General features: G+C 30.1%; 1 pseudogene. It reads right to left on the bottom strand.

Annotated elements, in window-relative coordinates:
* A pseudogene (locus EZH24_RS13450) lies at window positions 1–452 on the bottom strand (hypothetical protein); the annotation flags it as partial.

Here is a 452-nt window from a genome sequence, read left to right as displayed (position 1 = left end):
GAATAATCCAGGAATAAAAAATCCTAAAATTTCTTCTGGAGGATAAGACCATTGAGTAGCCCAAGCCCATAATTCGTTTTTATTGCTTACTCCCGCCGCTCCCATATCTTGAGTGTTTTTCGTAATCATTATTATTTGAATAGACATTAAAAAAGAAAATATCGCCACCAATAAAAATTTTAAACATAATAAAATAATTTTTTTGTATTCTTTTTTAAAAAACTCGAATAATTTTGATTCGTTTTTTTTGTTGTATAATAAATATAAAAAATAAACGGCTAAAAATAAAGCGAAATACATAGCGACATCCAAAGCTCCGCCCAAAAAAGCGATTCCCAAAAACGCGCCCGCAAAAAAGAAATCAGTCCATTTTTCGTTATTCATAGCCTTCGATAAAAAATATAAAACGAAAGGAAAATAACAGTAAGTTTCAAATTCTCCCAAATGTCCTG

The sequence above is a fragment of the Brachyspira catarrhinii genome (assembly GCF_005518285.1).
Lineage (GTDB): Bacteria > Spirochaetota > Brachyspiria > Brachyspirales > Brachyspiraceae > Brachyspira > Brachyspira catarrhinii.
The sequence above is the reverse complement of the archived record's forward strand: the minus strand, read 5'-3'. Positions and strand labels throughout refer to the sequence as shown.